This window comes from Hymenobacter sp. B1770, from assembly GCF_049896385.1.
Classification (GTDB): Bacteria; Bacteroidota; Bacteroidia; order Cytophagales; family Hymenobacteraceae; genus Hymenobacter.
The window spans coordinates 681,512-707,876 of record NZ_JAFCUF010000002.1 but is presented as its reverse complement, the minus strand read 5'-3'; the positions used below and the strand labels follow the sequence as shown (position 1 = coordinate 707,876).

Annotated in this window: 12 protein-coding genes and 1 pseudogene; 5 read left to right on the top strand and 8 right to left on the bottom strand. The window is 59.7% G+C overall.

Annotated elements, in window-relative coordinates; genetic code table 11:
- The first annotated feature begins 941 nt into the window (after window positions 1-941).
- Window positions 942-2,384, top strand: coding sequence for a DUF4394 domain-containing protein (locus tag ACP7AJ_RS06890; protein WP_426059452.1), 1,443 nt, complete (start codon window positions 942-944; stop codon window positions 2,382-2,384).
- 251 nt (window positions 2,385-2,635) lie between these two features.
- On the top strand, window positions 2,636-3,805 hold the full coding sequence (locus ACP7AJ_RS06885; RefSeq protein ID WP_426059451.1) for a hypothetical protein: 1,170 nt from the start codon (window positions 2,636-2,638) through the stop codon (window positions 3,803-3,805).
- Window positions 3,806-3,902: 97 nt separating this feature from the next.
- On the opposite strand, the gene ACP7AJ_RS06880 is transcribed toward ACP7AJ_RS06885, so the two are convergent.
- Together ACP7AJ_RS06880 and ACP7AJ_RS06875 are read right to left on the bottom strand one after the other, a co-directional pair.
- On the bottom strand, window positions 3,903-6,185 hold the full coding sequence (locus tag ACP7AJ_RS06880) for a BamA/TamA family outer membrane protein (protein WP_426059450.1): 2,283 nt from the start codon (window positions 6,183-6,185) through the stop codon (window positions 3,903-3,905).
- Between the two features lie 186 nt (window positions 6,186-6,371).
- Entirely contained in the window at window positions 6,372-11,618 is a 5,247-nt protein-coding gene (locus ACP7AJ_RS06875) for a translocation/assembly module TamB domain-containing protein (RefSeq protein WP_426059449.1), read from the bottom strand.
- A 172-nt stretch (window positions 11,619-11,790) separates the two neighbouring features.
- On the opposite strand from ACP7AJ_RS06875, the gene ACP7AJ_RS06870 reads away from it, so the two are divergent.
- From ACP7AJ_RS06870 to ACP7AJ_RS06860, 3 genes are all read left to right on the top strand, one after another.
- Window positions 11,791-14,562 carry a 4-alpha-glucanotransferase gene (locus tag ACP7AJ_RS06870; RefSeq protein ID WP_426059448.1) on the top strand — a complete coding sequence of 924 codons (2,772 nt, stop codon included), beginning with the start codon at window positions 11,791-11,793 and terminating at the stop codon, window positions 14,560-14,562.
- Between the two features lie 221 nt (window positions 14,563-14,783).
- Window positions 14,784-15,704 carry an NAD(P)/FAD-dependent oxidoreductase gene (locus ACP7AJ_RS06865; protein ID WP_426059462.1) on the top strand — a complete coding sequence of 307 codons (921 nt, stop codon included), beginning with the start codon at window positions 14,784-14,786 and terminating at the stop codon, window positions 15,702-15,704.
- Between the two features lie 300 nt (window positions 15,705-16,004).
- Window positions 16,005-19,139, top strand: a complete 3,135-nt coding sequence (locus ACP7AJ_RS06860; RefSeq protein WP_426059447.1) for a T9SS type A sorting domain-containing protein — start codon at window positions 16,005-16,007, stop codon at window positions 19,137-19,139.
- Between the two features lie 182 nt (window positions 19,140-19,321).
- Here ACP7AJ_RS06860 and ACP7AJ_RS06855 read toward each other — a convergent pair whose 3' ends face one another.
- The 6 genes and pseudogenes from ACP7AJ_RS06855 to ruvX all read right to left on the bottom strand — a co-directional run bounded on the left by ACP7AJ_RS06855 (window position 19,322) and on the right by ruvX (window position 26,094).
- Window positions 19,322-21,634, bottom strand: coding sequence for a patatin-like phospholipase family protein (locus ACP7AJ_RS06855; RefSeq protein WP_426059446.1), 2,313 nt, complete (start codon window positions 21,632-21,634; stop codon window positions 19,322-19,324).
- Between the two features lie 127 nt (window positions 21,635-21,761).
- Window positions 21,762-21,995: pseudogene (locus ACP7AJ_RS06850) on the bottom strand (DMT family protein); the annotation flags it as partial.
- A gap of 332 nt (window positions 21,996-22,327) precedes the next feature.
- Entirely contained in the window at window positions 22,328-23,581 is a 1,254-nt protein-coding gene (locus ACP7AJ_RS06845) for an LruC domain-containing protein (protein ID WP_426059445.1), read from the bottom strand.
- Window positions 23,582-23,919: 338 nt separating this feature from the next.
- Window positions 23,920-24,894, bottom strand: coding sequence for a zinc dependent phospholipase C family protein (locus tag ACP7AJ_RS06840; protein ID WP_426059444.1), 975 nt, complete (start codon window positions 24,892-24,894; stop codon window positions 23,920-23,922).
- 81 nt (window positions 24,895-24,975) lie between these two features.
- On the bottom strand, window positions 24,976-25,575 hold the full coding sequence (gene def / locus ACP7AJ_RS06835; RefSeq protein WP_426059443.1) for a peptide deformylase: 600 nt from the start codon (window positions 25,573-25,575) through the stop codon (window positions 24,976-24,978).
- A 93-nt stretch (window positions 25,576-25,668) separates the two neighbouring features.
- Window positions 25,669-26,094 (bottom strand): Holliday junction resolvase RuvX, encoded by a 426-nt coding sequence (gene ruvX / locus ACP7AJ_RS06830; protein ID WP_426059442.1) that lies wholly within the window; start codon window positions 26,092-26,094, stop codon window positions 25,669-25,671.
- Window positions 26,095-26,365 lie beyond the last annotated feature (271 nt).

Here is a 26,365-nt window from a genome sequence, read left to right as displayed (position 1 = left end):
GACAGCCAGCAGCTTTTTAGGCATGCTCCATTTCGTCTCTGCCTTGCTTTGGCTCCGTTAATTGTCCGTACAACCTAGCTTAAATAGAGTTTTCTGCTCACTAAAATATTTTAGCAAAAGCATCACTTCTCTTTTTCGGTAGAGGTTGATTGGTTATATTTATTGTATAAATAATTATAACATGAACAATTCCCTGCCATATTATTCTAAGCTGTCCAGCGAGCAAGAGAAACTGATATACCACTCGCATCCGCGTTGCCGCGTTGCGCAACGCATTCCCCCAACTTTGCGAATATCAGGTATCGGTAACGGCCTCCACCAGTGTCCTTTTTGTTTTCTTCTGGGGCAGTTTGAGGCCACCCGGAAGGTGCGGGAAAGCGCATTTGTGAATCCGACTGCTAATGGACCAGCGAACCAGCAGGTTCGCGCAATCTTTTCCTTCCTTCGGCGCTACTGCCTATAAAAACGTGTGGGTTCCCTCTTCGCTACCTTATCAGAGAAGTAGTAAGGCACAGCTTTGGCGCTTTCATAGGGCCCATGCCCATGCACGTTGCCAAGCCGGTGCTAGCAGGGGTGCGTTTGCTGGTAGAAAAGCTTAAATAATCGTACGCTACAGACCCCGCAATGCCGAGGCTGTTAGCGCATACTCATGCCCAGGAATGAACCATAGCCAGTAAGCTAACGCATTGGCAGTAGCTGTGAAAAGCAATTTTGTAATTCACGCATGTATATGAGAATCGGGCACCCCGAAGGTGAATTCAGACGTACTGCCTATCGGCTGCATCACAAGCAGTAGCATGCTGTGCCCTCAAGCAGCTCGTGATGGGAGCGGCAGCGCCATCCATTGATGTAGGGAAAGCGATGCCAATGTGCCGCCATGACGATGGGCTGCTATTTGGCTTCATCATTGATAGAAGACGCTTGTTATTTTACTTCTAACTATGAAAATACCTTTGTTGTTTGCCTTTTTGCTGCTGGCCGCACCTAGTTTTGCGCAGACCATTTACGGCCTGGGAATCATCACGGGCAGCAACTTACGGCGTGCTCCACTCAATAGCCTGGGGTTGATTACCATCGACCCAACCACTGGGGCCTCCAATACCTTGGCGCCAGTGGCCATCTCCGGCATTACAACCGGCCAAATCTTAATAGGCATCGATTTTCGGCCTGCCAACAAAGTGCTTTACGCGCTGGGCTACGACGGAGCCACCACGGGCAACAACGCCCAGCTCTATACCCTGAGCCCGGTTACCAATGCGGTGACAAAGGTGGGCAACCCCCTCCGATTAGAGCTTGGCAATAGCACCAACCGGATGGGATTTGAATTTAACCCACTGGCCGACCACATTCGGGTGACCAGCACTAACGGCGCCAATTACCGCCTTGCTTCGGCAACCGGGGCACTTCTGGCTAAGGATAGCCCTTTGGCTTACGCGGGCGAATCCCCAGCTGCCCCCGCAGTTTCAGCAGTAGCTTATACCAACTCTTATGCAGGCAGCAGAGCTACCACCCTCTATGCTCTTGATTACCGCAACGGTTTATTATCGGTGCTAAGCTCACCAGACGGGGGTACGCTGACAGCCCCGGTGGCAATGTCGGTCATTGTCTCCTCGGGCACATACGGTATCGGCGAGCCCGATGCCATGGGCCTAGACATCTACTTCAACCCCACCTCCAGGGAAAACATTGGCTACCTGACCGAGGTAACTGCTCTGCGCAACGGCGGCCGTTCCAGCAACCTCTACCGCCTGAACCTGACCACTGGCGCGGCCACGCTTCTTGGCAACACAGTGCCCGCCGTATACAACTTTGAAATACGCGACGTGGCTGTAGCCCTGCCCACGGTTGTGCCGCTGCCCGTGGAACTGGTGCGCTTCCAGGTAATGGCCGCTCCGGGCACCGTGACCCTGGATTGGGCTACTGCCACCGAGCATAACAGTGCCTACTTCAGGGTGGAGCGCAGCCTCGACGGAGTCGTCTTTAATGCCATTGGACAGGAATTGCCAGCGGCCGGCAACAGTTTTGCTAGGCACGAGTACGCCTTGGTTGATAAGGCCCTGCCGCGTGGCGCCTCCTTGCTGTATTACCGCCTGCATCAGGTAGACCGCGATGGAAGCTTTTCCTACTCGCCCGTGCAGGCGGTGGTGCTGGTCTCTGAATCAGTGGCGATGAGTGTTTTTCCGAATCCTGCCCAGGCTAGCGCTGTTCTTGTGGGGGCTCCCAGCGGTGCAGCGGTTCAGGTTATGGATGCAGTCGGGCGAACCGTGGCTACTGCTGTTGTTGATGAGACCGGTGCTGCTCAATTGAGGCTTCCTACCGGCTTGGCCCGCGGCATGTACCTCGTGCGGGCCGGAACCAAGGCCTTGCGGCTGCAGGTAGAGTAACGACACATTTCCTTCGATTATTGGCATCCAGAGCTGTCTGTTCTTTCCTGTCTAGGAATGATGGGGCAGGAGTGGGCCTGTGCCAATGAAAGGCAGAAGCTGGGCTGGGCTCGTTAAGCTGACTTGCCGGGTGATGATTGCTAGAGGGGAGCGGTGGCGTTCGGCGGCGGCGGGTGTTTCTTTGCAGCCTTTCCAGGATATGCTCTTCCGACCAGCAGCCGGAGGGTGTGCGTTGTTTTCGTATTCTTTTTATGCCCTTACTTGAAGTAACGGATGCCCGCCTAGCGCGGCAGTTCATTGCCCTGCCTGCCCGCTTGCACGGAGCCGTGCCGCAGTACATCAATCCGCTGGAAAATGAGGTGGAGGTGGTTTTTAACCCTGCCAAGAACCTCAAGTTTGCCAACGGCGAAGCTTGCCGCTGGGTGCTAACCGATGCCAGTGGAACGGTCATCGGGCGAATTGCTGCCTTTTTGAATCGCGATGCGGTGGACGTGCAGAACCCCGACCTGCCCACTGGCGGACTGGGCTTTTTCGAGTGCATCGACGACCAGGGGGCTGCCAATCAGCTCTTCGACGCGGGCCGGCATTGGCTGGCCGTGCGTGGCATGCAGGCCATGGACGGCCCCATCAATTTTGGCGAGCGCGACCGATTTTGGGGCTTGCTGATTGACGGGTTCGACCGGCCGCCCAACTACGGCATGTTCTGGCACCCGCCGTATTACCAAGTGCTGTTTGAGCAGTACGGGTTTCAAATTTACTTCAAGCAGTACACCTGCTACCGCACTACGGCAGCGCCCCTGCACGCCAGCTTCGCGAAGCGAGCCAAAGAAAATGCCGCTGAATTCCGCTTTGCACACGCCCGCAAGCAGGACGCCGAAAAGCTGGCTCAGGACTTCCACCACGTCTACAACCTGGCCTGGGCCAAGCACTCCGGCGTAAAGCCCATGACCCTGGACCAAGCCCGCAAAATTGTGCGCGAGATGAAGCCCGTGGTAGACGAGCGCCTGCTCTGGTTTGCCTACCGCGGGACCGAGCCCGTGGCCTTTTTCATCAGCCTGCCCGAACTGAATCAAATTTTCCGGCATGTGGGCCGGCGCCTGAACCTGTGGGGCAAGCTGCGCTTTTTGTGGGAGCAGTGGCGCTTCATGCGGCGGCCCGACAAACGCCTGTTCGGCATCATCTACGGGGTGGTGCCCAACTACCAGGGCAAAGGCGTAGACGCCGCCATGCTGGTGCACGCCCGCCAAGCGTTCATCGATGCGGGCTATGCCGACATCGAAATGAACTGGATTGGCGATTTCAACCCGCGGATGCTGGTTACCACCCGCTCTATTGGGGCCACCATTGTGAAAACCCACGCCACCTATCGGTACCAGTTCGACCGCGAACGGCCGTTTGAGCGGTGCCCGATAATCAGGTGAATGGGCTCAGTCAATGGCTTAATGGGCGAATGGCTGAAGAAAGATAATATAAGCCATTCACCCACCCACCTGTTCACTCATTGACTGAGCCTATTGGTTAGAAAGGATACCCGATGGCTAGGTTGAGCCGGCCGGCTTTGTCGGCGGGCTTTCCGTAGGGCGCCAGCAGCGGAAAGGCGTAGTCGAAGCGAATGACGAAGAACTCCACGTCGACGCGCAGGCCAAGGCCGGCGCCCACGGCCAGCTGGTTGAGGAAGCTGCTCGTGTTGAACTGACCGCCGGGGCGGTCGGGGTCGGGGTTGACGAGCCAAATGTTGCCAGCATCCACAAACACGGCGCCTTTCAGATAGGGCACCAGGTCCTGGCGGTACTCCACGTTGCCTTCGAGGCGAATGTCGCCCACCTGGTCGTAGAAGCTGATGCGGTTCTCGGTGCCGCTTTCGGGGCGGTAGGTGCCCGGGCCCAGCTCGCGGGCCGCAAAGGCCCGGATTGAGTTGGGCCCGCCGATGCCGTACTGGCGCAGGTAGGGCAGCGAGCGGCCCCGGGAGTTGCCATAAGGCAGCCCAATGCCGGCCTGCAGGCGCCCCACGATGCGGTTGTCGGAAGCGGGGTCGGCCGAAATGCGGTAGTATTCACGCAACTCAAAGTCGAACTTGGTGTACTGCGAAAATTCCTGATTGGCCAGCGAGTAACGGCCCTCTGGGTTTTGAGGGCGGCCTAGCACGCTGCTCAGCGCATTGGCCACGTTGCCGCTTACCTCCACTTGGCCCTGGAAAAAGATTTGCTGGCGCCGCTGTTCCAGCACTTGCTGGTTGTAGGTGTAGCGGTAGCTCGAGCCCAGGATAAACTGTTGCCGGAAAGAGTTGCGTAGAAAGGCGCGCTGGTCAAGAATGATGTCGAACTCCGGCGTAGTCGACACTCGGCTATACTGCACGTCGATGGGCCGCAGTTCCTGCTCGTTGGTGATTTTTGTTTTCCAGCTGTAGCCGTAGTTCAGGTTATAGTTGGTGGTGCTGAAGAAGCCGGTGCGCGTGATGAGGCGCACGCCCGCCCCGAACGTGGTGCGGGGCTGGAAATCGGAGTTCGGCAGGCGAATGTCGAGCAGGGGCAGGTTGGGGGCCACCAGCCGGGGCACAAAGAGCTGGGCCGTAATGCCAAACTCCGTGGAGGTAAGCCCCACGTTGTTGCGCGATTCGGCGCCGGCCGGGGCCCGGGTCTGGGTTTCGGTGGTGGCCGTGCCGTTGATTAGCAGCTGCTCGCCACCGCGCAGGGCCGAGCGGTTGCGGAACGAGGCGGTGAGGCCCGGGCCGGTGAAGCCGTTGCTTTTGGAAATCAGCTGCAGGCTGGTGCGCAGGCTCTTTTTCTTGAGCTGGGTCATGAGCACGTCGGCGTCGAGGCGGCCACGGCCGGCCGAGTCACCGGCCGCGGCCGGCTTCAAGCGGATTTCTACAAACTTGAACACGTTCAGGCTCATCAGGCGGCTGATGGTCTGGTCGCGCCGCTTGCGCCGGTACAGGCTGTCCGGGTAAAGAAACGTGGCGTTTGTGATGGCCTTGGCCTTAAACACCTCCTCGTCGGGGAAGTACTCATAGCCGCGGAAGCGAACCGGTTCTCGCTTGGTGGTGTCGGTCAGCACGTAGTCAGTGTTGAGCTTAATCACGTCGAGCCAGTAGGGCCGGGTGGCTTTGGCTGGGGCAGTGGCTTTCACGCGCAGGTACACGTTCACCTTGTGGTCATAGGTGCTGTCGACCTGAAACAGCAGGAAGTCGGGTTGGAAATAGAAATAGCCCTGATTTTTGAGGATGGCGTCGATGCGCACCCGCTCGGCTGTGAAGGTGTTCAGGTTGTAGGCATCGCCCACTTTGAGCAAGGTGGCGGGCTGGGTGGCGCGAATGGCTACATCGATAAGGGTGTCGCGGTCGGGAAAGTGAATTTCCTGAATGATGTACACCCTTCCCACGTTGGCCGTGTAGTCTACCTGGGCCGTTTTCTCCTGGGCTTTCACCTCGTGGCTCACCGTGCCGTTGAAGAAGCCGTTGTTGTAGAGCCGGTTGGTGATAAGACCTTCCGTTGCGCTGAACTTGACGTCCTTCAGCAGCACGGGCGGCTCGCCGAATTTGTCGGCGAAGAACTTGCCGATTCCTTTTTTTTTCTTCTGCCCCAAGCCCCAGAAGTAGAGCTTGGGCCGCATCCCAAGAAAAGCTAGGTTGGGCTTGGGTTGAATAACCGATTCCAGCTCCGTTTGCAGCGCGGCTTCGTTTGGGACTTTCTCCGGGCTTTTGATAATGACCTTGGTGCCGGTATAGAGTTTCTGGCCTTCCGGTATGTAGCGCAGGCCCGAGCAGGCCGAAAACAGCAGGACAAAAAGGAGCAAAGCCATGGTTTTGCCCCACAGGTTAGTCGGCCGTGCGCGTGCGACCTCACCACCGCGCGCCAGTACCTGCGGAGCAGGAAATCCGTTTCCGGGCAACTGAAAATTGCTGGTGCCTTCCACCTCGCTGGAAAGGGGGGCGGGGGGAGAAAGTGGAACTCGGGGTAAGAAATTAAGCATGCTAAAAATCAGTAATCAACGCCCAGAAGCCGCTTTGGTGCGCATGGTGTCGGCCCGAGCTGTGGGCTGGTTCTGGACAGAATCTTTCTCGGCCTGTTTCTCGGCCTTTTCAATTTTACGATTGACCTTGCGCTCCTCCTTAATTGATTTGGGCACCTTCGAAAACAGGTCCTTCAGGTTGTCGTAATCGCGTTGGAACACCAGGGCCGCACCCGTGCGCACAATCTGGCCGTCGATGTCCTCGTAGGCGTTCTGGCGGAAGACGCGCACCCGCAGGCGGCCATCGGCCAGCAGAGTGTATTCCAGGCTCACGTCGCCGGCCAGGTTGCTAGCGCTGTTCTGGCCCTGGGTGCTTTGGGTGCCCGCGCCGCTCAAGGCAATGTCGGTGCCCACGCGCACGGTGAGGCGGTCGTTGAACAGCTGGCGGCGCATGGCCACGTTCAGGTCGGTGCGGCTGCGGGCCTCGCCGGTGCTGTAATCGGCCTGGTTGGTCACGCCCAGGTCCAGGCCCAGGCCGGATAGGTACTTGTCGGTAAGGCTGCTGAGCTGGTCGGTGAGCACAGCGCTGGCGCTGCCACGCAGCTGGCTGGCCACCAAGCCCTCGCCGCTACTGGTCTGGAAGGGGTTTTGCGCCACAAACCGGCCCAGAATCAGCAGCGAAAACACCTGCTTGCTCATTTCGGAAGTTTGGTTGGGCTGCCGCAGCTGCGCCAGCTTGGCGTCAACCTGGCCGCCGAGGGCTCCCCGCTGGTTTTCAGGCAAGGTGATGTCGAATCCGATGGCGGGTTTGCTTATCTGCTCGGTCACGTTAAGCAGAACGTTGAAAGGAAGACGGTTGCGCGATACCGTGTTGCTGGTAGCGTCGTCCTCGCCCTGGCTGGCCAGGAGCTCAGCGGGCGCGGCCTGCACTTTGTAGATGGCTGTAAGGTTAAGGTCTGCGTTGTAGGGGTCGCCGTCCCAGGTGATGGTAGAGCCGGGCTGCAGGGTGAATTCGCGCGAAGCCAGGTCGTAGAGCGACATGCGGTACTCGCCGCGGGCCACTTCTAGGCGCCCGCTGAGCGTTATGGTGCCATCCGGGGCAATGTGGGTATTCAGGGCGCCATCGGCCCGCACTTTCAAGTTGTCGCCGCTGGCTGGGTCGATGACGATGGTAAACGGCGAACGGTTGTTGATAGTGACCACCGCGTTGATGTCGTAGCCAGTTGCGCCCACCTTGGTCGTGTCCATCGCTAGCTGACGGGCCAGCATGGTATCGACGGGGGCCCGCATGTTCACGAACTCCACAATGCCTTCCCGCTCAACCGAGGTGGGGGTAGTGCTCGGCGATTCCACAATCAGGTTCGAGCCTTCCACCACGGTCACCCGGGTATCGATTTTGATGAGCGTGAGCGGGCCTGTCAGGCGGGTTTCCGAATCCAGAATCAGCCGGCCGTGAAACAGCTCGTTGTTTTCGCGGGTGTTGCGCACGGCCATAAAGTTGTTGGTTGTGGCCCGCAGGTCGAAGTTGTAATCGATGAAGTTCGTGGTCAGCAGGTAGCCGTTGGCCACGGCCTTGTTGGAGGCCGAATCCAGCACCGTGAAGTTGTTGAACGCTATGCCGCGGTTGTCAAAAGTCAGGCTTTGCTCGGGCAGGCGGAAAGGCGAGCCCAACTGCGGAACAATGAAGCCGGCATCGCCGGAAGTCGTGAGTGCGCCCCGCACCTGTGGCGCGGTGGTGGCGCCCGTCACGGTTAGCTGCCCGCGCAGGAAGCCCGTGGCGCTACGCACTTGGCCGGCTGAGAACGGCTCCACAACTTTCAGATTGAGCCGGTTGGCGTTAATATTAAAATTAAGCGGCGTGGCGCTGCTGGTGAGGTACGTCCCGTTGATGGTGACATCGTTGCCGCCACCACCCACGGTGCCGCCCACCGTGCCAGCATCGCCGCCGGTCAGGCGGGCGTTGATGTCATAACGGTCGGGGGCGGGGTTGTTGGCTTTCAGGGCAATGTCGCCGATAAGGGCTTTCTGAAATACCAGGCTGCTTATTGTGGCATCGGCCGTAAAGGCTTGGCGGGGAGTGCCCAGGTTGTCGATGCGGGCCGTGCCGTTGAGCTGGCCGGCCACCAGCGAATCCTGCTGCTGCACAATGCGGGCCAGCTCAGCTAGCTCGAAGCTAGTGAACGTAATGCCCAGAGGCGAAGTAGGGACGTTGGGGTTCTGGCTTTGCAGAGCAAGGCTGCTGCGGCCGTTGGTCAGGTTCAGGCCATTGGCCACCACGGCGCCGGTGGGGTAGTAGCGCACGTAGTTGTTGGCGCCGGCCGTCCAGGGCTCGTAGTTGATAATCTGCTCGGGGGCCGCCTCAAACTGATACACTACTTGGTTGTTGCGGTCGCGCGGAACCAACTCTTGTAGCGTGCCGGCCAATGCCAGGCGCTCCCGGTTGGCCGAGTCGCCGAGGATGGCGGCTCGGGTGAAAATCTTGTTGTCGGCTACGTTGCCGATAATGCTCGGGCGGCGCAGGCGCAGCGTGGTATCCTGGGCGGCCTGAGCCATGCGCAGGCCATAGTCCAGTTTGCTGGCATCCGAGTCCACGGCTAGGCGCAGCGAATCAATCCGGTAGTTGCCGTAGCGAATGACGGGAATATTAGTGTTAGCTGTGAGTTTGGCAGCTTGCCGCGAGTATTCACCGGTCAGCGTGAAGGGCGAAATCTGCTTGAGGTCCGGCACCAGTTTGGTCACTAGCTTGGCATCTTTCAGCTGCAGCGAGTAAGTGAAACGGCGGTCGGCGTTGCTGGCCACATAGCGCACGCCCGGCAAGTCAAAATACCGGTCGATGTGCTGCTGCAGTTCGGGGGCTAAGTCGCCTAGGAGCACGTTGCCATCCAGTTCTGCGGCGACGATGTTGGAGTTGAAATCTACGGTCGCCCGGTTAGCGGTTTGCACAATCTTGGCCCGCACCGTATCAAAGGCAAAGGGCTGATTGTCCTTAATCACCACAATGTTGGTGCCGCTAAACGTGCCGTTGAGGGTATTGAGGCTGCCGCCCCTCATGTTAGCGTTCAGGTTGCCCTGCACCCGCAAATCGCCACCGGTGTAGAAGCCCAATGCTGTAAGGTTGGCACCGCGCAGGTTGAGGGAGGTTACTTCATAAGTGGGGTTATTGGCATCGCGCAGGTTCACCACGGCCTGCAGGTCGAGGTCGAGGTTCGGGTCGCTCTTGCTTTTGGCGTCGATAACGTAGCGGTTGCGGTCAATGTCCACCTTCGCGGTCACGCCGCGGTAGGTGTAGCCGTTATACACGGCGCTTTGCACGGTGGCGTTCACCTGGCCAATGAGGGTGGCGGGGTCCTGCACGTCGCCACTGGCATTGATGCGCCCCGAGGCCGTGACGCGCCCAATGGTGGGGTCCTTCAGCAACTTGCCGAAATCGAAGCCGTTCACTGCGAAGGTGCCCACCACCGGCTGGCGGCCGTTGGCCTGTTTGGCGCCCAGGTTGCCGTTGAAGGCAATGTCGCCGTAGGTGGAACGCAGCTTAAGGTCGGTATCAAACTGCAGCACCGTGGGACGGCCACGGAACGTGCCGCTCACCGACAGCGCCGGCGGAATGCTGATATCGGGCGGAATGCTGCCCTTGGGCGCCAGACTGCGGATGTCGGCCTCAGTGGTGCTGAACTGCTGAATGTCAAAGTCGGCGTAAAGCCGCGAATCCACTTCGGGCAGGCCCTGAATGCGCCCGCGCCGGGCCCGCAACACTGTGTTGCGAAGTCCCACGAACTCCAGGTTGCGTACTGTGAAGTCGCCCACGCGGCCAGCAATCTGCCCGTTCACCAGCACCGACTGGTTGGGGCCGGTGTTGAATGGGGGCGTGCCGGCCAGGTCGGGCGCCAAGTACAGAATGTCGCGGAAGCCCAGGCGCACATTGCGCAGGTCGCCTTCAATTTTCAGGTTTGGCAGCTTCTTGGTGTCGGCTAGGGCATCGAGGCTTTCGTAGCCCAGGGCCAGCGTGCGCCGGATGCGGGTGTGCGGGGTTATTAGGTCGAGGCTGTCGAGGCGGATTTGCACCGAGTCGTACACCACGTTGGCCCGCCAGCTATTGATTCGGAAACCGCTCTGCTCGCGGCCGGCCAGGTTGTCGACTTTGGCCGTGGTGCGGTTTTCAGAGAATGAAAAGTCCCGCGTCTTCAGTACAAGGTCGGTAAACTTAAGGTGGTTGTAGTCCATGGCCGGCACGCGGGTGCGCTGCTTGGGCTCGTTGAAGTTATCAAAGGCCACGTCGAGGCCGCTAATGTCGGATTCGGCTAGGGTCACGCGCCAGTTCAGGGGCTGGCCGTCGGTGGCGGTGTTCTGCGAAGTGGCTTCGTCGAGCTTGCGAATGGCCTCGGCGGGGTTCACTACACGCTGCTCCACGGGCACGTCCTCGTTTTGCGCGTAGGCAAACGAGGTGTTTTTGAGCGTAAGCTTGGTGAGGTCGACCCGTTCGTTGCGCAAGTCGATGTTGCGGGCCGTAATATCGGCCAGCCCAATGGTGGTGCTGATATATTGGGCCGCCGGACCATTCTTGTAAGTGAAGCGCACGCTGTCGAGCGTGGCCCGGTTCAGCCCAAATTGTAAGGTGAGTGGCTCGGACGGAGCGGGGTTATTCACTTCCGGGGCCGTTTTGGTTTGCACAATGCTGATGGAAGCACGCCGCAGGGCCGCGTTATCCACTTTGTAGATGGAGTTATCCACATCTACCTCGTCCATGTTGGCCGTGAACTCGCCAATCTTGGCTCTAATGTCGGAGCCGGTTATCTGGTCCTCCTGCGTGAAGTAGATGTTGGTAAGGCGGGCTTTGCCAATGTCGTACTTCAGGCCCGAAGCCGTCGTGTCGACCGGCGCGGTGGGGTCGGTGAAAGCGTCAATGATGAAATCGTAGTTATTGACCGAGTCGGGCTCGGTGCGTGTCAGGCGCACGCGGCCGTCGTTCAGCTCCACGTTCGATACATTGACTTGGCCTTTCACCAACGACCAGATGTCGACATCAACACCTAAGTGACCGACGGACAGCAGTGTGTCGCGCTGCTGGTCGGCCAAGTACACACCGTCGAGGTTGATGGCGTGGCGAAAATCGGTGCGAAACTTCCCAATGCGAACGTCCGTCTTCAGCTTATCGCGGAGGTAGCTTTCGGCCCTACTGGCAACAAAGTCCTGACCGGCGGGGAATTGCAGTACCACCACCACAGCGACAACAAGAAATAGCACCAGAGCCAATAGCCCAAGCAAGCCGTAAAGGGCGCGACGCAAAAAAGTTGACAAAGCAGCAGGTGAGTAAGCGGCAAACAGAACAAGATGTAGTTGCCAAACGGAAAATGGCCGGCCTGGGTTGGCAATCCTTCGTATCCAATCCAGTATAGTTGTGCTTGATGCGGGCTGCCAAACTGCCTCCTTATCTTGCGCCCCCAAACCCACCGATTGCATGATACTACGTTTTTCTCTTCCTTATCGCACCATCTTCGGGCAACGCCTGGCCGTTTGTGGCGCGCATCCCGACCTGGGCAACTTCCAACTGGCCGCCGCTGCCGAAATGCGCTACGACGAAGCCACCGGCTGCTGGCAGCACGAGCTAACCGTAGCCGACGCCGCCGGAGAGCAAACCCTTGCTTATAAGTATGTTTTGCTGGATGCGAACACGCAGGGCGTGCACTGGGAGTTTGGCCCCAATCGCACGGTTGCCTTCGATGCTTCGCGCACACAGCGCCTGCACCTAGCCGACTACTGGCGCGCCCCCGCCCAACCTGAAAACGAGCTGCTGACCGCGGCCTTCACCAAGGCGCTGTTCCGCCGGCCCGTAGCAGCTGCGGCCGCTCCGGTAGCCAAGGGAAAGAAAGCCAAAGTCCCGGCTGCTGTAGCGGCCACGGCCATAGCCCCGGCGGCTGGCACCACCACTTTCCGGCTGCTGGCTCCCCGGGTCGAGCCCCATCTTCAGCTGTGCATCCTCGGCTCCGACCCCGCCCTTGGCGCCTGGGACAACACCAAATGCTTGGTGCTGACGGACCGCGAGTACCCCACTTGGGCCGCTACTGTCACGCTTGAAAACCCCGAGCAAGACTGCCTGTACAAATACGCCATGTGGGACCCCCAGGCCGGCCACGCCCTCGACATGGAGGGCGGCGAAAACCGCGTGGTGCCCGGCACCACCGACCGCACGCCGGCCCGCGTCTTCCACGATGAAAGCTATCAATACCTCAATACGTGGCGTGGCGCGGGCGTGGCGCTGCCCGTGTTTGCCATGCGCAGCGAAAAAGGCCTTGGCGTAGGGGAGTTTTCCGACCTGAAGCTGCTCACCGACTGGGCCGTGCAAACCGGCCTGAAGCTAGTGCAGATTCTGCCCATCAACGACACCACCGCCACGCACACCTGGGTCGATTCGTACCCCTACGCCGCCATTTCGGTGTTTGCGCTGCATCCACAGTTCATTCACCTCGAAGGCATCGCGCCGCTCAAAGACAAGAAAGCCGCCCAGGAGCTGGCCCGGCTAAAGCAGGAGGTCAACGCCAAAGACTTCGTGGATTACGAGCCGGTGATGAACGCCAAGTGGAAGTTTCTTAAGCTGCTCTATCAGCAGCAGAAACAAGTTTTCCTGGCCGACCCCGAGTACCGCGAGTTTTACACCAGCCAAGCCGAGTGGCTGGTGCCCTACGCTGCCTTCTCTGCCCTGCGCGACCGGTTCGGCACCGCCGCTTTCCAGCAGTGGCCCACCGAGTTCCAAACCCCGCAAAACCTGCAGGAGCTGACCGCCGAAACCGCCGCCAACTACGACGAATTCGGCCTGTTCTTCTTCACCCAGTTTCACCTCGACAAGCAGCTACGCGCCGCCGTGAACTATGCCCGCAGCCGCGGCGTGGTACTGAAAGGCGACCTGCCCATTGGCATCTACCGCCATTCTGTGGATGCCTGGACGCAGCCCGAGCTTTACCACATGGACCGCCAGGCCGGTGCCCCACCCGACGATTTTTCTACCACCGGCCAAAACTGGCGCTTCCCCACCTATAACTGGGAGCGCATGGCCCAGGACGACTACAAGTGGTGGAAGCAGCGCATGGGCCACCTCAGCCGCTACTTCGATACCCTGCGCATCGACCACATTCTGGGTTTCTTCCGCATCTGGGAGATGCCCATCGAGTCGGTAGAAGGCTTGCTGGGTCACTTTTCGCCCGCCCTGCCGCTGCACCGTCACGAGATTGAGCTCCGCCTTGGCTGGTTTGACTACAGCCGGTTGTGCGAGCCCTACATCCGCTGGCACATGCTCCAGGATATCTTCCAAGGTGAAGCTCAATCCGTATTTGATGAATACATGTACGACGCCAGCTACGGCCGCATTCACCTGAAGGAGCCAGTCGATAACCAACGTAAAATCGAAGCTTATCTGGCGCAAAAAATCGCCGACGAGCCCGAGAATGTCGATTACTTTGCTTGGCTGCAAAAGGGCTTGTTTCAACTCGTGAACGAGGTGCTGTTCGTGCCCGCGGGCAACGACTTTTACCACCCGCGCATTACCCTGAACAAAAGCTACTCGTTCCGCGAGTTGGAATCCGACAACGACCGTCGCCGCCTCTACGACGACATCTACGTGGACTTCTTCTTCCGCCGCCACGAGGAGTTCTGGCGTCAGCAGGGCCTTGTGAAGCTGCCGCCCGTGCGCTACGCTACCGACATGCTCATCTGCGGTGAAGACCTCGGCATGGTGCCCGCCTCGGTGCCAGGTGTGATGAAAGAGCTCGGCATTCTGGGCCTGAACATTCAGCGTATGCCCTCGAACCCCGAAACCGAGTTTGGCCACCCCGGCACCGCGCCCTACCTGAGCGTAGTCACGACCAGCAGCCACGACATGAGCACCGTGCGCGGCTGGTGGGAGGAGGACCGGGTGCGCACTCAGCGCTTCTTCGAAACAATCCTCGGCCGCCGACGCGAGGTGGCCCCCTTCTACTGCGAGCCGTGGGTGGCGCGTGAAATCCTAGCCCAGCACCTGCACTCGCCGGCCATGTGGGCCATCTTCCCCCTGCAGGACCTGCTGGCCATGGATACCGGCCTGCGCCGGGCCAATCCGCACGAGGAGCAAATCAACGTGCCCAGCAACCCCACCCACTTCTGGAAGTACCGCCTGCACCTACCGCTGGAAGAGCTGGTAGATGCCGTTGGCTTCAACGAACCTCTACGGGCATTGGTGGACGCCAGTGGTCGCGGATAATGACTTCATAATGAAGTTGTGCTTTCTGTAATGCGTATAAAACAGGAGTAAGAGCTTCTAGGGCTTCGGTAAATAGCGCTGAGACCGGCTTGTCTACAAAGGAAAAAAAGCCCTTCCCGATACGGGAAGGGCTTTTTTGTGTTTTAGCTGAACCATTTGGCGTAACCCCAGAGCCGGGGATTGGGTTAAAACTGGCTTATGCCAAGCTATTTCTATTTGTGATGCAATACGATGTTTTGATTGTTGGGGCGGGCAGTGCCGGCCTTTCGGCGGCGCTTACCCTGGGGCGCTGCCTGCGCCGGGTGTTAGTGGCCGATGGCGGGAGGCCACGCAACGAGGCATCGCCGGGCGTGCATGGCTTTCTGACCCGCGATGGCATTCGGCCCGATGAACTGCTGCGCCTGGGGCACGAGCAGCTGCAGCCCTACGACTCGGTGGAGGTGCAGTGTTTGGAAATAGAAAGCATTACCCAGGAGGGCAGGGGCTTCCGGGCCACGGGCGTGGGTACCGCCGATGACCTGCCCGTGACCATCACGGCCCGGCGTGTGCTGCTGGCTACGGGTGTGGCCGATATACTACCGCCCCTGCCGGGGTTTCGCGAACTGTGGGGCCGGGGCGTGCTGCATTGCCCCTACTGCCATGGCTGGGAGGTGCGGGGCCAGCCTTTGGCCGTGTATGGGCAGGGTCGTACCGTTACGGGGCTGGCCCTGCTGGTGAGCCGTTGGAGCCCCGACGTGGTGGTGGTGACCGATGGGCCGGGGCACCTCACGCCCAACGCCCGGCGCCGGCTGCGGCGCCAGAAAATCCGAATTCGAGAGGAGCACATCAACCGTTTGGTGGGCTCAGAAAGCAACGACCTGAAGTGCATCGAATTTGTCGACGGCAGCGAGCTCGAGCGCACGGCGGTGTTTTTGCACGCGCCCCAGCACCAGCGGAGCGACTTGGCCAAAAAATTGGGCGCCCGGCACAACAGCAAAGGGGCCGTTTGGGTCGACTCCTCCATGCAAACGTCTATTCCGGGCCTGTATGCAGCCGGCGACACCACGCCCGGCACCCAGCAGGCTTTGCTGGCCGCTGCAGCGGGAAGCAAAGCCGCTATTGTTATCAATGAGGGCCTGACGCGTGAAGAATGCCCACGCTAAGGGGCAACTGTGTGGATGAAGGTGCTGCACTCGGGCTACTAGGGGGATAAAATCCACCTACCTGTACCCTCATGGCTGAGCTGGGGCGGGGCCTATGCGGGAGCACGGGGTACTTGCTCTGGGCGCTTGTAGGCTGCTTGCCGATACGAGCATAAAGAGCGGGTTGTGCTACTATTTAGCAAAAAACAGGAATGGGCAGGATGCTTGAGGTATTGTAGTTCAGGACTTTTGGGTGGTCAGCGGCTTGCCGCCGCGGTCGTTTGTCCTTTTCCTCCATACCCCAAAAATTCCTGCTCTACTATGGTAAAACATGTTACTTCTTTCAAAGCAGCGCTGCTGTTTTGCGTGGCCTGCCTGCTACTAATAATGCCGGCGCAGGCTCAGAAAATCCTGGAAAAACTTAATCGCGGCGTAGTGGCCGTGCGCACCAGCAGCAGCCAGGTTTATGTGGGCTGGCGCCTGTTTGGCAACGACCCCAGCAGCATTGCCTTCAACGTGTACCGCGGCGGAGTGAAAGCCAACGCTACGCCCATCACCAACTCTACCAACTTCGTCGATAATACCTCCACCAACGCTACCTACAGCGTGCGGCCCGTGGTGAACGGTGTGGAGCAGGCCGGCTCGTCCACGGCGCTGGTGCAGGCCAAGCAGTTCCTGTCGGTGCCGTTGCAGGTTCCAGCGGGCGGCCACACCCCCGACGGCGTGGCTTATACCTACAGCCCCAACGACGCTTCGGTGGCGGACCTGGACGGCGACGGCGAATACGAAATAGTGCTTAAATGGGACCCCTCGAATGCCAAAGACAACTCGCAGTCGGGCTATACGGGCAACGTGTACATTGACGCTTACAAGCTGAATGGTGCCCACCTGTGGCGCATCGATTTGGGCCGCAACATCCGCGCCGGAGCACACTACACCCAGCTCATGGTGTACGACCTCGACAGCGACGGCAAAGCCGAAATTTCGGTGAAAACTGCCGATGGCACTGTGGATGGCCAGGGCGTAGTGATTGGCGATGCGGCTGCTGACTTCCGCAACACGGCCGGCTACGTGCTGGCCGGCCCCGAATTCATGACCGTATTCAATGGCCTGACCGGCGCAGCCATGGCCACTACCAACTACCTGCCCGCCCGCGGCGCCGTGAGCAGTTGGGGCGACAACTACGGCAACCGCGTCGACCGCTTCATTTCCGCCATTGCCTACCTCGACGGCCAGCACCCCAGCCTAGTGATGGGCCGCGGCTATTACACCCGCCTGGTGCGCGTGGCCTGGGACTGGCGCAACGGCCAGCTCACCCACCGCTGGACCTTCGACAGCAACGACCCCGGCAACGGTGCCTATGCCGGCCAGGGCAACCACCAGCTCACCGTGGGCGATGTTGACGGCGATGGCAAAGACGAAATCTGCAACGGCGCCAGCACCATCGACGACGACGGCCGCGGCTTGTATTCGACTGGCTACGGCCACGGCGACGCCCTGCACATGACCGACATGGACCCCTCCCGGCCCGGCCAGGAAGTGTGGATGTGCCACGAATCTCCTTCCCAATACGCCGGCAAGGGGCTGCAGCTGCGCGATGCCCGCACCGGCGAACTGCTGTGGGGCGTGAATACTACCGGCGACATCGGCCGGGCCATGGCTGCGGATATCGACCCGACGCGCCCGGGCTACGAGATGTGGGGCTCCTCCGGCGGCCTGTACGACTGCAAGGGCGGGCTGATTGGCACGGCCAAGCCCACGGTAAACTTCGGCCTGTGGTGGGACGGCGACTTGCAGCGCGAGCTGCTCGATGCCGCCTATAATTCTACAAGCCGGTTTAGCACGGTGCGGCTGGAAAAGTGGAATCACCTCACGAACAGCCTTTCGCGCCTGCTGACGCCCAGCCTGGCCGAAAATGGCGCCGGCCAGACCATCAACACCACCAAAGCGAACCCCTGCGTTTTGGCTGATATCCTGGGCGACTGGCGCGAAGAGTTCATCCTGCGCTCGCTCGACAACACCCAGCTGCTGATTTACACCACTACCATCCCTTCGGCGAACCGCATTCCTACACTGATGCACGACGCCCAGTACCGGACCCAGGTGGCGCTGCAAAACTCGGCCTACAACCAGCCGCCTCACCCCAGCTTCTACCTGGGCGAGGGCATGACGGCCCCCGCTTACAACATCAGCCTGATTGGTGCCGCTACTACGCCCCTGGTGAACCCGGCTACCTACCTGGCGCCCGCCAATGGGGCCGCCGTGTATGGCAAGGGCATTCGCCTGGACTGGAACGGCTCGGCCGACCGCTACAACGTATTCGTAGGCAATTCGCCCAGCACCCTGCAGCTGGTGGCCGCAGGCGTGGCGCAGTCGGAGTACCTGCTGGCCGGCGCCAGCACCATTAGCACGCACTACTGGCGCGTTGATGCCGTGAAAGACGGCGAAGGCACCCGCGACGGCGAAGTAGCCGTGGGCGGCGTATGGTCGTTCGCGGCGCAGGACCTAGTGGCTCCTACGGTGCTGAGCAAAAATATCACGGTAACCTTAGTTAATGGCACAGCCAGCATCATGGGTGCCGATGTCGACAATGGCAGCAGCGACGACTACGGCATTGCCAGCGCCGTGGTGAGCCCTGCCACCTTCACCTGCGCCAACCTGGGTGAGAATGCCGTGACGCTCACTGTTACGGACAACAACGGCAACGCCGCCACGGCCACGGCTACCGTAACGGTAGTGGGCAGCATTTCCACGCCGAGCATTGCTGTCACGCCCTCGAGCACGGTGTATACCGGCGGCGTGGCCACTGCGCTCTACCTAGGCTATGGTCCGCAGGCAGCCACGCTCGCTGCCTCAGGAGGCGTGAGCTACCTGTGGAGCCCGGCTGCGGGCCTGAGCAGCACTACCGGGGCCGCTCCGGTGTTCATGGCCACTGCGCCCGGCACTTATGCCTACACCGTCACGGCCACCAACGAGTACGGCTGCACGGCCACGGCCACCATCACCCTGACCGTGATAAATGCGGTGTGTGGCAACAGGAGTAATAAAGTGCTAATCTGCCACAACGGCAACCCCATCTGCATCGATGCCAGTGATGTGCAAGAGCGCCTCACAAGCGCCGGGTACCGCGACGTGCTGGGTGCCTGCGCCGGCAACGGTGCCAGCGCCGAGGTAGCAACCGCCGCTGCTGCCCTGCCCACCACGTTCGTGGCTTACCCCAATCCGTTCATCGAGCACACTACCATTAGCTTCCAGAGCGCCCGGCAGGGAGCGGCCCGCTTGCAGGTATTCAATGGCATTGGCCAGGTAGTGGCCACCCTGTTTGATGGCGTGGCCGAGGCCGGCCAGGCCTACAAGCTGACCCTGGAAAGCAAGGGGCTACCCACCGGCCTGTATACCTGTCGGCTGGTACTCAATGGGCAGGCGCAGACGCACAAGCTGATGATTATCAAATAATAGCTAATTTTAACATATTGCAAAAAGGGCTGCCCAATTGGGCAGCCCTTTTTTATTGTTCCGGTAGCTAGGCCGTAGCAGACACACCTCGTGCAGCTGCTAGCGTGTCGTCTTAGCGGGCCGCGAGGCAGCTCCTGACTCTTCGCACGCCGAAGCGCCGTCGCACTATCCGGCTAACCCGCTTATTCCAGCGCCCGGCTGCGAAACAGCAGGTAGCCCAAGTGGCCATACACGCTGAAGCGGCGCGAGGGGTCGTCGTAGAACAGGGCATGCACTGCCAGGGGCCCCACGGGGGTCTGGAACACCACGCCCGAACTCGCCGTGAGGCGGGGCCGCTCGAAGCCATCGGTCTTCACGGCACGCTGCTCCTCGGTTTGGCGCAGGGGGCGGTAGTTCACGTGGGTGAATACCTCGTTGCGCCACTCCAGCTTGCCCAGCAGCGGCAATATGTAGCGCAGGCCCACGGCCGCGTAGCGCGGCGAGCGGTAGTTGTCCATAAACGAGGTACGGGAGTCGGGCAGTGGGGCAAATACCGGCGCGGTGGTCAGGCTGGAGCGGTAGTTGGCAAACACGCCCTGGGTACTGGCCACCACTTCAGCGTAATAGCCCCAAGCGTGTTTGTCGCCTTTCAGCGGGAAGTATTTTTCCAAAGTGCCGCGTAGCTGCACCCACTGGTGGTTTTGCGAAAGGCCCAGCAGGGTCGAGGTGTCGCCGGCTCTGTAGTCTTCCGAACCGGTAACGCCCCGCACTGTCAGCACCGTCCGCTTGCCCCGGGTGGCGTACTGCTTGCGATTGAGCGAGTTGCGAGCGAACTGCAGGGCCGCCGTGCCGCCCCGGAAATTGGTTTTGTCGAGCTTGGTCGAACTCGATATTTCGCGCACGTTGGCGTAGTCGTCGCTCAGGTAGAAGGCACCCACATCCAGCAGAACGCGGCTGCGGTAATTGGGGCTGAGCCCGACCTGGGCGCCCACTTTGGTGTCTTGCTGGCGCACCTGGGTGCTGAGCACGTCGCGCCCCAGCAGGCCGCTGGTGTTCTGGTAGTCCCAGCGGTTGTAGGTGATAGTGGGCTCCACGTAAAACGGCAACCGGCCGGGCACGTTCACCCGGAAGCTGCCTTGGGCACCGTTGTAGAAGCGACCCAGGCTCACGTTGGCCGAAGCCGTGTACAGCAGCCGGCGCAGGTAACGGTACTCTACGCCCACGTAGAGGTTGTCGAGCGGCCGGTTGCTGAGCACAAAGCCCGCTTCGGCCGACACGTTGTTGTTCTGGCGGGCGTCCACGCTCATCACGTAGCCGTTCTGCGCGGGGTCGAATTTGATGCGCGGGTAGATGTTGCGGAAAAAGTCGTCCGAGGCCAGCCGGAAATAGCCTTCCTCTAAGTCGTCGATGGTGTAAGTACTGCCCGAGCGCTGAAAAAACTGCTGGGCGTAGGCGTTTTGCTCGGGACGCAGGCCCTGCACCCGCACCTGCACGAAGCGCGGGGCCGGCGCCCCCGCCTGAAACGCCTGCCGGCGCTTTTGCAGCTCCAGGGTGTCCACACGCCGCGGAATGCGCTTCTTCAGCAAGTCGAGCTGCCGCTGAGCTGCGGTGTCGCCTTTGGCAATCAGGGCAGTGACGCGGTCAAAGTCGGTGCCGCCAAACCCCTCTAAATCGGGTTGAATGAAGATGCCGTTTTTGCCCACGCTCAGCGTGTCGGCCACATTGGCTCCCAGAAACAGCAGCGTGCCGGTCAGCAGGGCGTCGTCTTTGTCAAAAGGGTATTTCTTGTACGCCACATCGCCCACGTTTACCCCTATGATGACGTCGGGCGCGAACTCCTTGCGCATCACGTCAGTCGGAAAGTTATTGTAGATGCCGCCGTCGAAGAGGTAGCGCCCGTCGGGGTTGCGAATGGGCCGGAAGGCCAGCGGCACCGTCATGGAGTTGCGCACGGCATCGGCCAGCGACCCGCTTTTCTGAATCACCTGCTTGCGCGTAAATACCTCCGCTGCCAAGCAGCGAAAGGGCACAAACAGCTTGTCGAAGTCGTAATCGGCCTGCGCGGCGGCCGGGGCCAGCGTGCGGGCCAGGGCAAAGTTCAGGTTGAGGTCGTTGACCAGATTGGTGCTGATGCGGGCCCGAAACGTAGAGTCCAGCGCCACGCCAACCCGCAGGGCCGACGGCGATGGTTCGGCCGTGAGGTAGTTGAAGGTCTTGTCCTCGGTCAGCTTGCCGCTCACCCAGTTCTGGAAATCAGGCCGCAGCATCAGCTGCTCCATTTCGCGCGGCGAGTACCCCGCCGCATACAGCGCCCCCACTATGGAGCCCATGCTGGTGCCAATGATGTAATCGATGGGAATACCGTTCTTCTCCAGCACCTTGAGCACCCCCACGTGCGCAATTCCTTTGGCCCCGCCGCCGCTCAGTACCACGCCCACGCGCTGGGCACGGGCCGAAACCGACAGTAAAAAAGCCAACCCCACAAACACAACAGTGCGCGGTAATATTTTTAGCATAAAATCAAGTAAATGGGCTTATTACCCCAAGCGGTTTTCTCTACGCCGCGCAAGTTGAGTGGGTTATTGCACGCAAGTACGCTGCCCCGGTTTTGGTATGGGCAGTGCGGTTGTCCTTGCCTGGTTCTTACCATTTTTTAAATACAACATAGACTGCCGCTACCAACAGCAAAAAGCCCGCCACGTGGTTCCAGGCTAGTTTATCGGTTTTGAAAACGAACACGGCACACAGTGAAAAAACCGTGAGCGAGATAACTTCCTGAATCACCTCCAGCTGAAATAAGCTGAACGGTCCGCCATTGTCTTCAAACCCCATCCGGGTAGCCGGCACCCGGAAGATGTACTCGTACAACGCCAGCCCCTAGCTTACCAAAATGACGCCAAATAACCCCAGCTTGGCAAATCACGCCATTTTCTTGAACAGGTACAGGTGCCCGTACCAGGCAAACGTCATGAACAGATTAGAAATGGTGAGATGCAAGGAGGGAGGGAATGCCCTTCATGGAATTTTAAGAGAATAGGTGCTTAGCTTGAATTGCTTTATACAAGCAGGTGGTCATGCTGCGACAAGCGGCTGCTGAATGATTAATGCCGGTTTCAGCTTTTTCCTGCGCCCTCTTGGGCGAAGCCGGCCATAAAATAGCCCTCCAAAACCGTGGTTTTGGAGGGCTATTTTATGGCCGGCGGAACGTGCTACTGGCAGATGGCTTTGTCAAAGGTTTTGGACGGGTCAACCGGGGCACCCGCCCAGTTAGGGGTAAACCCGTCGGTGATGCTGGTGAAGCGCGGGTATGGCCCCGTGATGTTGACGCCTTCCAGCGGCCACCGCCAGTCGAGAGGAATCAGGATGCCGTTCGGGTACGACTTGCCGTTGGCTGCCGTCCAGGTATCCCGATTGGATACTTCGTGGATATAGAGGTCGTAGCCGGTGCCCGCGGTGGCGTTACCGGAATTAAACACCGTGATGTAAGGCTCAAAAGGCTTGGCGCTGTTGTAGGAGAAAGCGTTGTTAAGGGTCATCACCACTTCCCGGCGAACGAAGGGAACGCACGGCGGCTGGGAAGTGGTGTTGGCAAACCCGCCCGGACCGGGCAGCGCCGCCTTAGTGCTTTCAAACACCGTCACGTAATAGAAGTTGGCATCTTGGGTGTAGGAGGTAGAGCCGAAGATGCCGGCAATGCCCGTCTTCGGAATCCGGAAACGCACCTTGTGGTCGAAGGTGGCGCCCCGGGCAACGAGGGTGAAATTGACTTTTAGCTCAGTGGCCGACTTGGCAATGGTTGACTGCACCACCAAGTCGTTGTAGTCGCTGTCGTTGCCGTTGGCCTGCCGGTCTTCCCAGGCATAGGTATACACGATGCCTGGGGCGCAATCGGTCTTACAAAACTCGAAGTAGCCGGCGCCGGCGCTGTTGGCAAACTGCTTGGCAACGTCTTGAGCCACGCCTTCGCCCGCGTCCGTGCACAGCCCGCCCCAGGCTTTCTCGCCATTGGAAAGCACGGCGTGGGTGGCCACGAAATAACAGTCGCTGCTCAGCTGGTCCACATACGCTTTCGGAATGGTGGCCGTGTAGGTAGTGGCCCGGTCGGCGGCAGTCCAGGTTTTCGAAACCTCAAACTTCGTGGGCACCACGCCGGCGCTGCCCAGCTTCCCGGCGGCCTGCAGCTGCGCCATGTTGGTGAAGATATCCAGGTAAACCTCCGTGAGGAAAACGTTTGGCGTAGTCAGCTTGTAGGTCACAAGCAAGTCGCCGTTGCGCATCACCAGGCCCACCGCGCCCACGTATTTGTTTTGGTTAGCCACCAAGCATACCTGCTTGCAGGAGCCGGGGATGCTGCCGGTTATTTTGCTGATGCCACCGAGCGTCTGGTTTTCGTCGGGCTTCGCTTCGGTTTCTTTTTTGGTACAGCTTTGCGAGGCCAGCAGTAAAAACAGAAAAGAAAGCAAACCGGAATTTTTGAGTAAACTTCTGACTATTATCATCGGGAGAATGTTCAGGGTTGGACGGTTAGTTATCAGCTTCGACAAAGCGACTCAAGTCGTTGCTCTTGTATCATAATATATACTTTACTTCAGGAGGCCCTATACGTTGTTTCAGAGGCGAAGTTATGGGCCTGCGGCTGTAAGGACCTGGCGCCTAGAAAGGAGTTTAAGGTAGTGTAAGCGCCGCTTTTAAGAAGCACGAACTTGTGGTTCGCGTCCGCACGCTGCTAGCTCGTTCTATTGCGCTAACTACAAAGTTCGTGCTACTTCCAACCACATGCCCCAATCCCCAAGTCTAGGAGTTACTCATCGTGGCCGGGGACTACCAGGTGTGGGGCCGCGGCCGTTTCCTTGGCTTCGCGCTCCAGGCGCTGCCGCTCGGTTTCGGAGGGGGTACGCGCCAGCTTGCTCAGGTCGGGCGAGCCCCCGTCAACCCAGCAGGTAAACCAGAAATTGCCGATAAGGGCCGCCGCATAGCGCATCTGGCGCTCCACTTGGCCGTTAAGCCGGGCGTGGTAAGCCCGGCTGAATTCCCGCGAATAGGTGCGAATGGTTTGGGTGCCGCGCTGCTCGTAACCGAACTTCTGGTCGGCCGGAAACTGGGCTGTCAGCTCCTGCTCGAAGCGCAGAACCGAATCTACGGCCGCGTGCGAACGGATGACCGCACCCCAAATGGCACTGCTGGGACTGTCGAGGTACTGGGCCTTGCCCGAGAAGAGGTCGTAGTCGGCACTCAGTAACTCGGGCAGGCGCGACTCCCACAGGCCGTGAATGCCGCGCTGGCCTGTGAGCTGACCGTTGTAGTTCTTGGTGGTGTGCAGCGGCACGCAGGCATCTGCAATGTAATGGCCCATGTCGGCCGAAAGGCGCATGATGCGGTCGGTATCGCGGGCCTGAAAAGCGGCGGTGAGCTGGTTTTTCATCGTCACCACGTTCCAGGGCACTATGCCGTGGCGCAGCAGCGAGTCCTCGCCGTAGCGGGCAATGGCGTCGGCATACTTGCGCGGCAGCTTGTACGCGGCGCTGTCGCCGTAGCGGTCCACGTCGAGGAAGTGCTTCGGGGCCTCGCCGGGCACCAGGGTGCGCCGAGAGTCAGGCCGGGTGGCGTTGGCAGTCAGGTACTCAATGTTGGCCTTATAAAAGCCCACCATGGCCGGCGGTAGGGTGTACACCGCCAGCCGGTTCAGGAGGCGATGCCCAAAAAAGCCCCAGGCCTGTGCCTGGCGAGCCAGAAACAGGCAGGGCAAACAAACCAGCAGGAGTACGTACTTTTTCACGACTAAAAGGTACGGGGACGGCCGCTAAATTCAACTGTAGGCTCCGCATTGTGCCGGTCCCCGTGCCATCCCCGCCAAAGGCTACCGCCGCTTGCCGTCGCCCGCAAAGCGCATGCGGTAGTCATGCTTTACGTCGCCCTTGCTGATGCGGGCCAGCTTGCCTTTCAGCAGTTGCTTTTTGAAAGCCGAGAGCTTATCGGTAAAGAGAATGCCTTCCAGGTGGTCGTATTCATGCTGAATGATGCGGGCCGCCATGCCGGTGAAAGCCTCCTCGTGCACTTGGCGGTTTTCGTCTTCGTAGCGCAGCACAATGTCGGCGTTGCGCTGCACCAGCTCCCGCACCCCGGGAATGCTCAGGCAGCCTTCTTCAAAGCCCCAGTGCTCCCCGGTTTCGCTCACCATCACGGGGTTGATGAAAGCGCGCTTGATGGGGGCTTCCAGCTCTTCGCCTTCTTCCTGGTCTTCCTCGTCTACCTCCACCATGGGGCCCGAATCCATCACGAACAGGCGCACGCCTTTGCCAATTTGGGGCGCTGCTAAGCCCACGCCGTGGGCGTAGTACATGGTTTCGTACATGTCCGCAATCAGCTGCTGCAAGTCAGCGGCGGGCAGGTCGGAGGGCAGGTTTTTGGCTTTGGTCTTCAGCACGGGGTCGCCGATGGCGACAATGGAGTAAATCATAAAAGGGTCGGTTTAAAACAGAAAGTCATGCTGAGCGTAGCCGAAGCAGCAGAGATGCTTCGGCTACGCTCAGCATGACTTTTAACGAAACAACTAAACTTCCCGCATCAGCGGCGATTCGAGAAAAGATTGAAGAATAATAGTGGCGCTGATGCGGTCTACGGTGGCCTTGTCGCGGCGGGCCTTCTGGCCGAGGCCCCCAGCCAACATCGTGGCGTGGGCCATGCGGGAGGTAAACCGCTCGTCGAGTTCGTGCACGGGCACCTCGGGCAACTCGCGGCGCAGCCGACGCAGCAGCCCCACCACGGCGCTTGTCACGTCGGTGGGCTCATTGAGCAGGGTGCGCGGCATGCCTACCACCACGGCCCGCAGCGGCTCGCGCTTGTGGTAAGCCAGCACGTACGCCACCAGGTCTTGGCTGTGAATGGTTTCCAGGGGCGAGGCAATCATGCACAGGGGGTCGGTGATGGCCAGGCCCACACGCTTGTTTCCGTAATCGATGGCGAGGATGCGGCCCATGTGCCCGGTGATGAATGTGCGAAACGTATGCAGTGGCAGGTATTTGCCGCCGCAAAGATACGTTCAGGCCCGAGAGGCCCAATTCGTTGCGCCCGCCGAGCGCCCGCCAACGCAGCAACTCTCTACTCTTGACCAGTCACTGATAACCGTCATCCAAACGAATTCTGGCTTTTCGGGGTAAAATGATAGAAGCCCCTACACTTAATTGCTGATAGCGGTTGCTGAATAATTGTAATATGCCAGTATGAAAATCTGTTTTTGCCTTTTAGGA

Coding starts and splice junctions, on each gene's coding strand:
- ACP7AJ_RS06890 (WP_426059452.1), top strand. CDS start 942: ATGAAAATACCTTTGTTGTTTGCCTTTTTGCTGCTGGCCGCACCTAGT.
- ACP7AJ_RS06885 (WP_426059451.1), top strand. CDS start 2,636: ATGCCCTTACTTGAAGTAACGGATGCCCGCCTAGCGCGGCAGTTCATT.
- ACP7AJ_RS06880 (WP_426059450.1), bottom strand. CDS start 6,185: ATGGCTTTGCTCCTTTTTGTCCTGCTGTTTTCGGCCTGCTCGGGCCTG.
- ACP7AJ_RS06870 (WP_426059448.1), top strand. CDS start 11,791: ATGATACTACGTTTTTCTCTTCCTTATCGCACCATCTTCGGGCAACGC.
- ACP7AJ_RS06865 (WP_426059462.1), top strand. CDS start 14,784: ATGCAATACGATGTTTTGATTGTTGGGGCGGGCAGTGCCGGCCTTTCG.
- ACP7AJ_RS06860 (WP_426059447.1), top strand. CDS start 16,005: ATGGTAAAACATGTTACTTCTTTCAAAGCAGCGCTGCTGTTTTGCGTG.
- ACP7AJ_RS06855 (WP_426059446.1), bottom strand. CDS start 21,634: ATGCTAAAAATATTACCGCGCACTGTTGTGTTTGTGGGGTTGGCTTTT.
- def (WP_426059443.1), bottom strand. CDS start 25,575: ATGATTTACTCCATTGTCGCCATCGGCGACCCCGTGCTGAAGACCAAA.
- ruvX (WP_426059442.1), bottom strand. CDS start 26,094: ATGGGCCGCATCCTCGCCATCGATTACGGAAACAAGCGTGTGGGCCTG.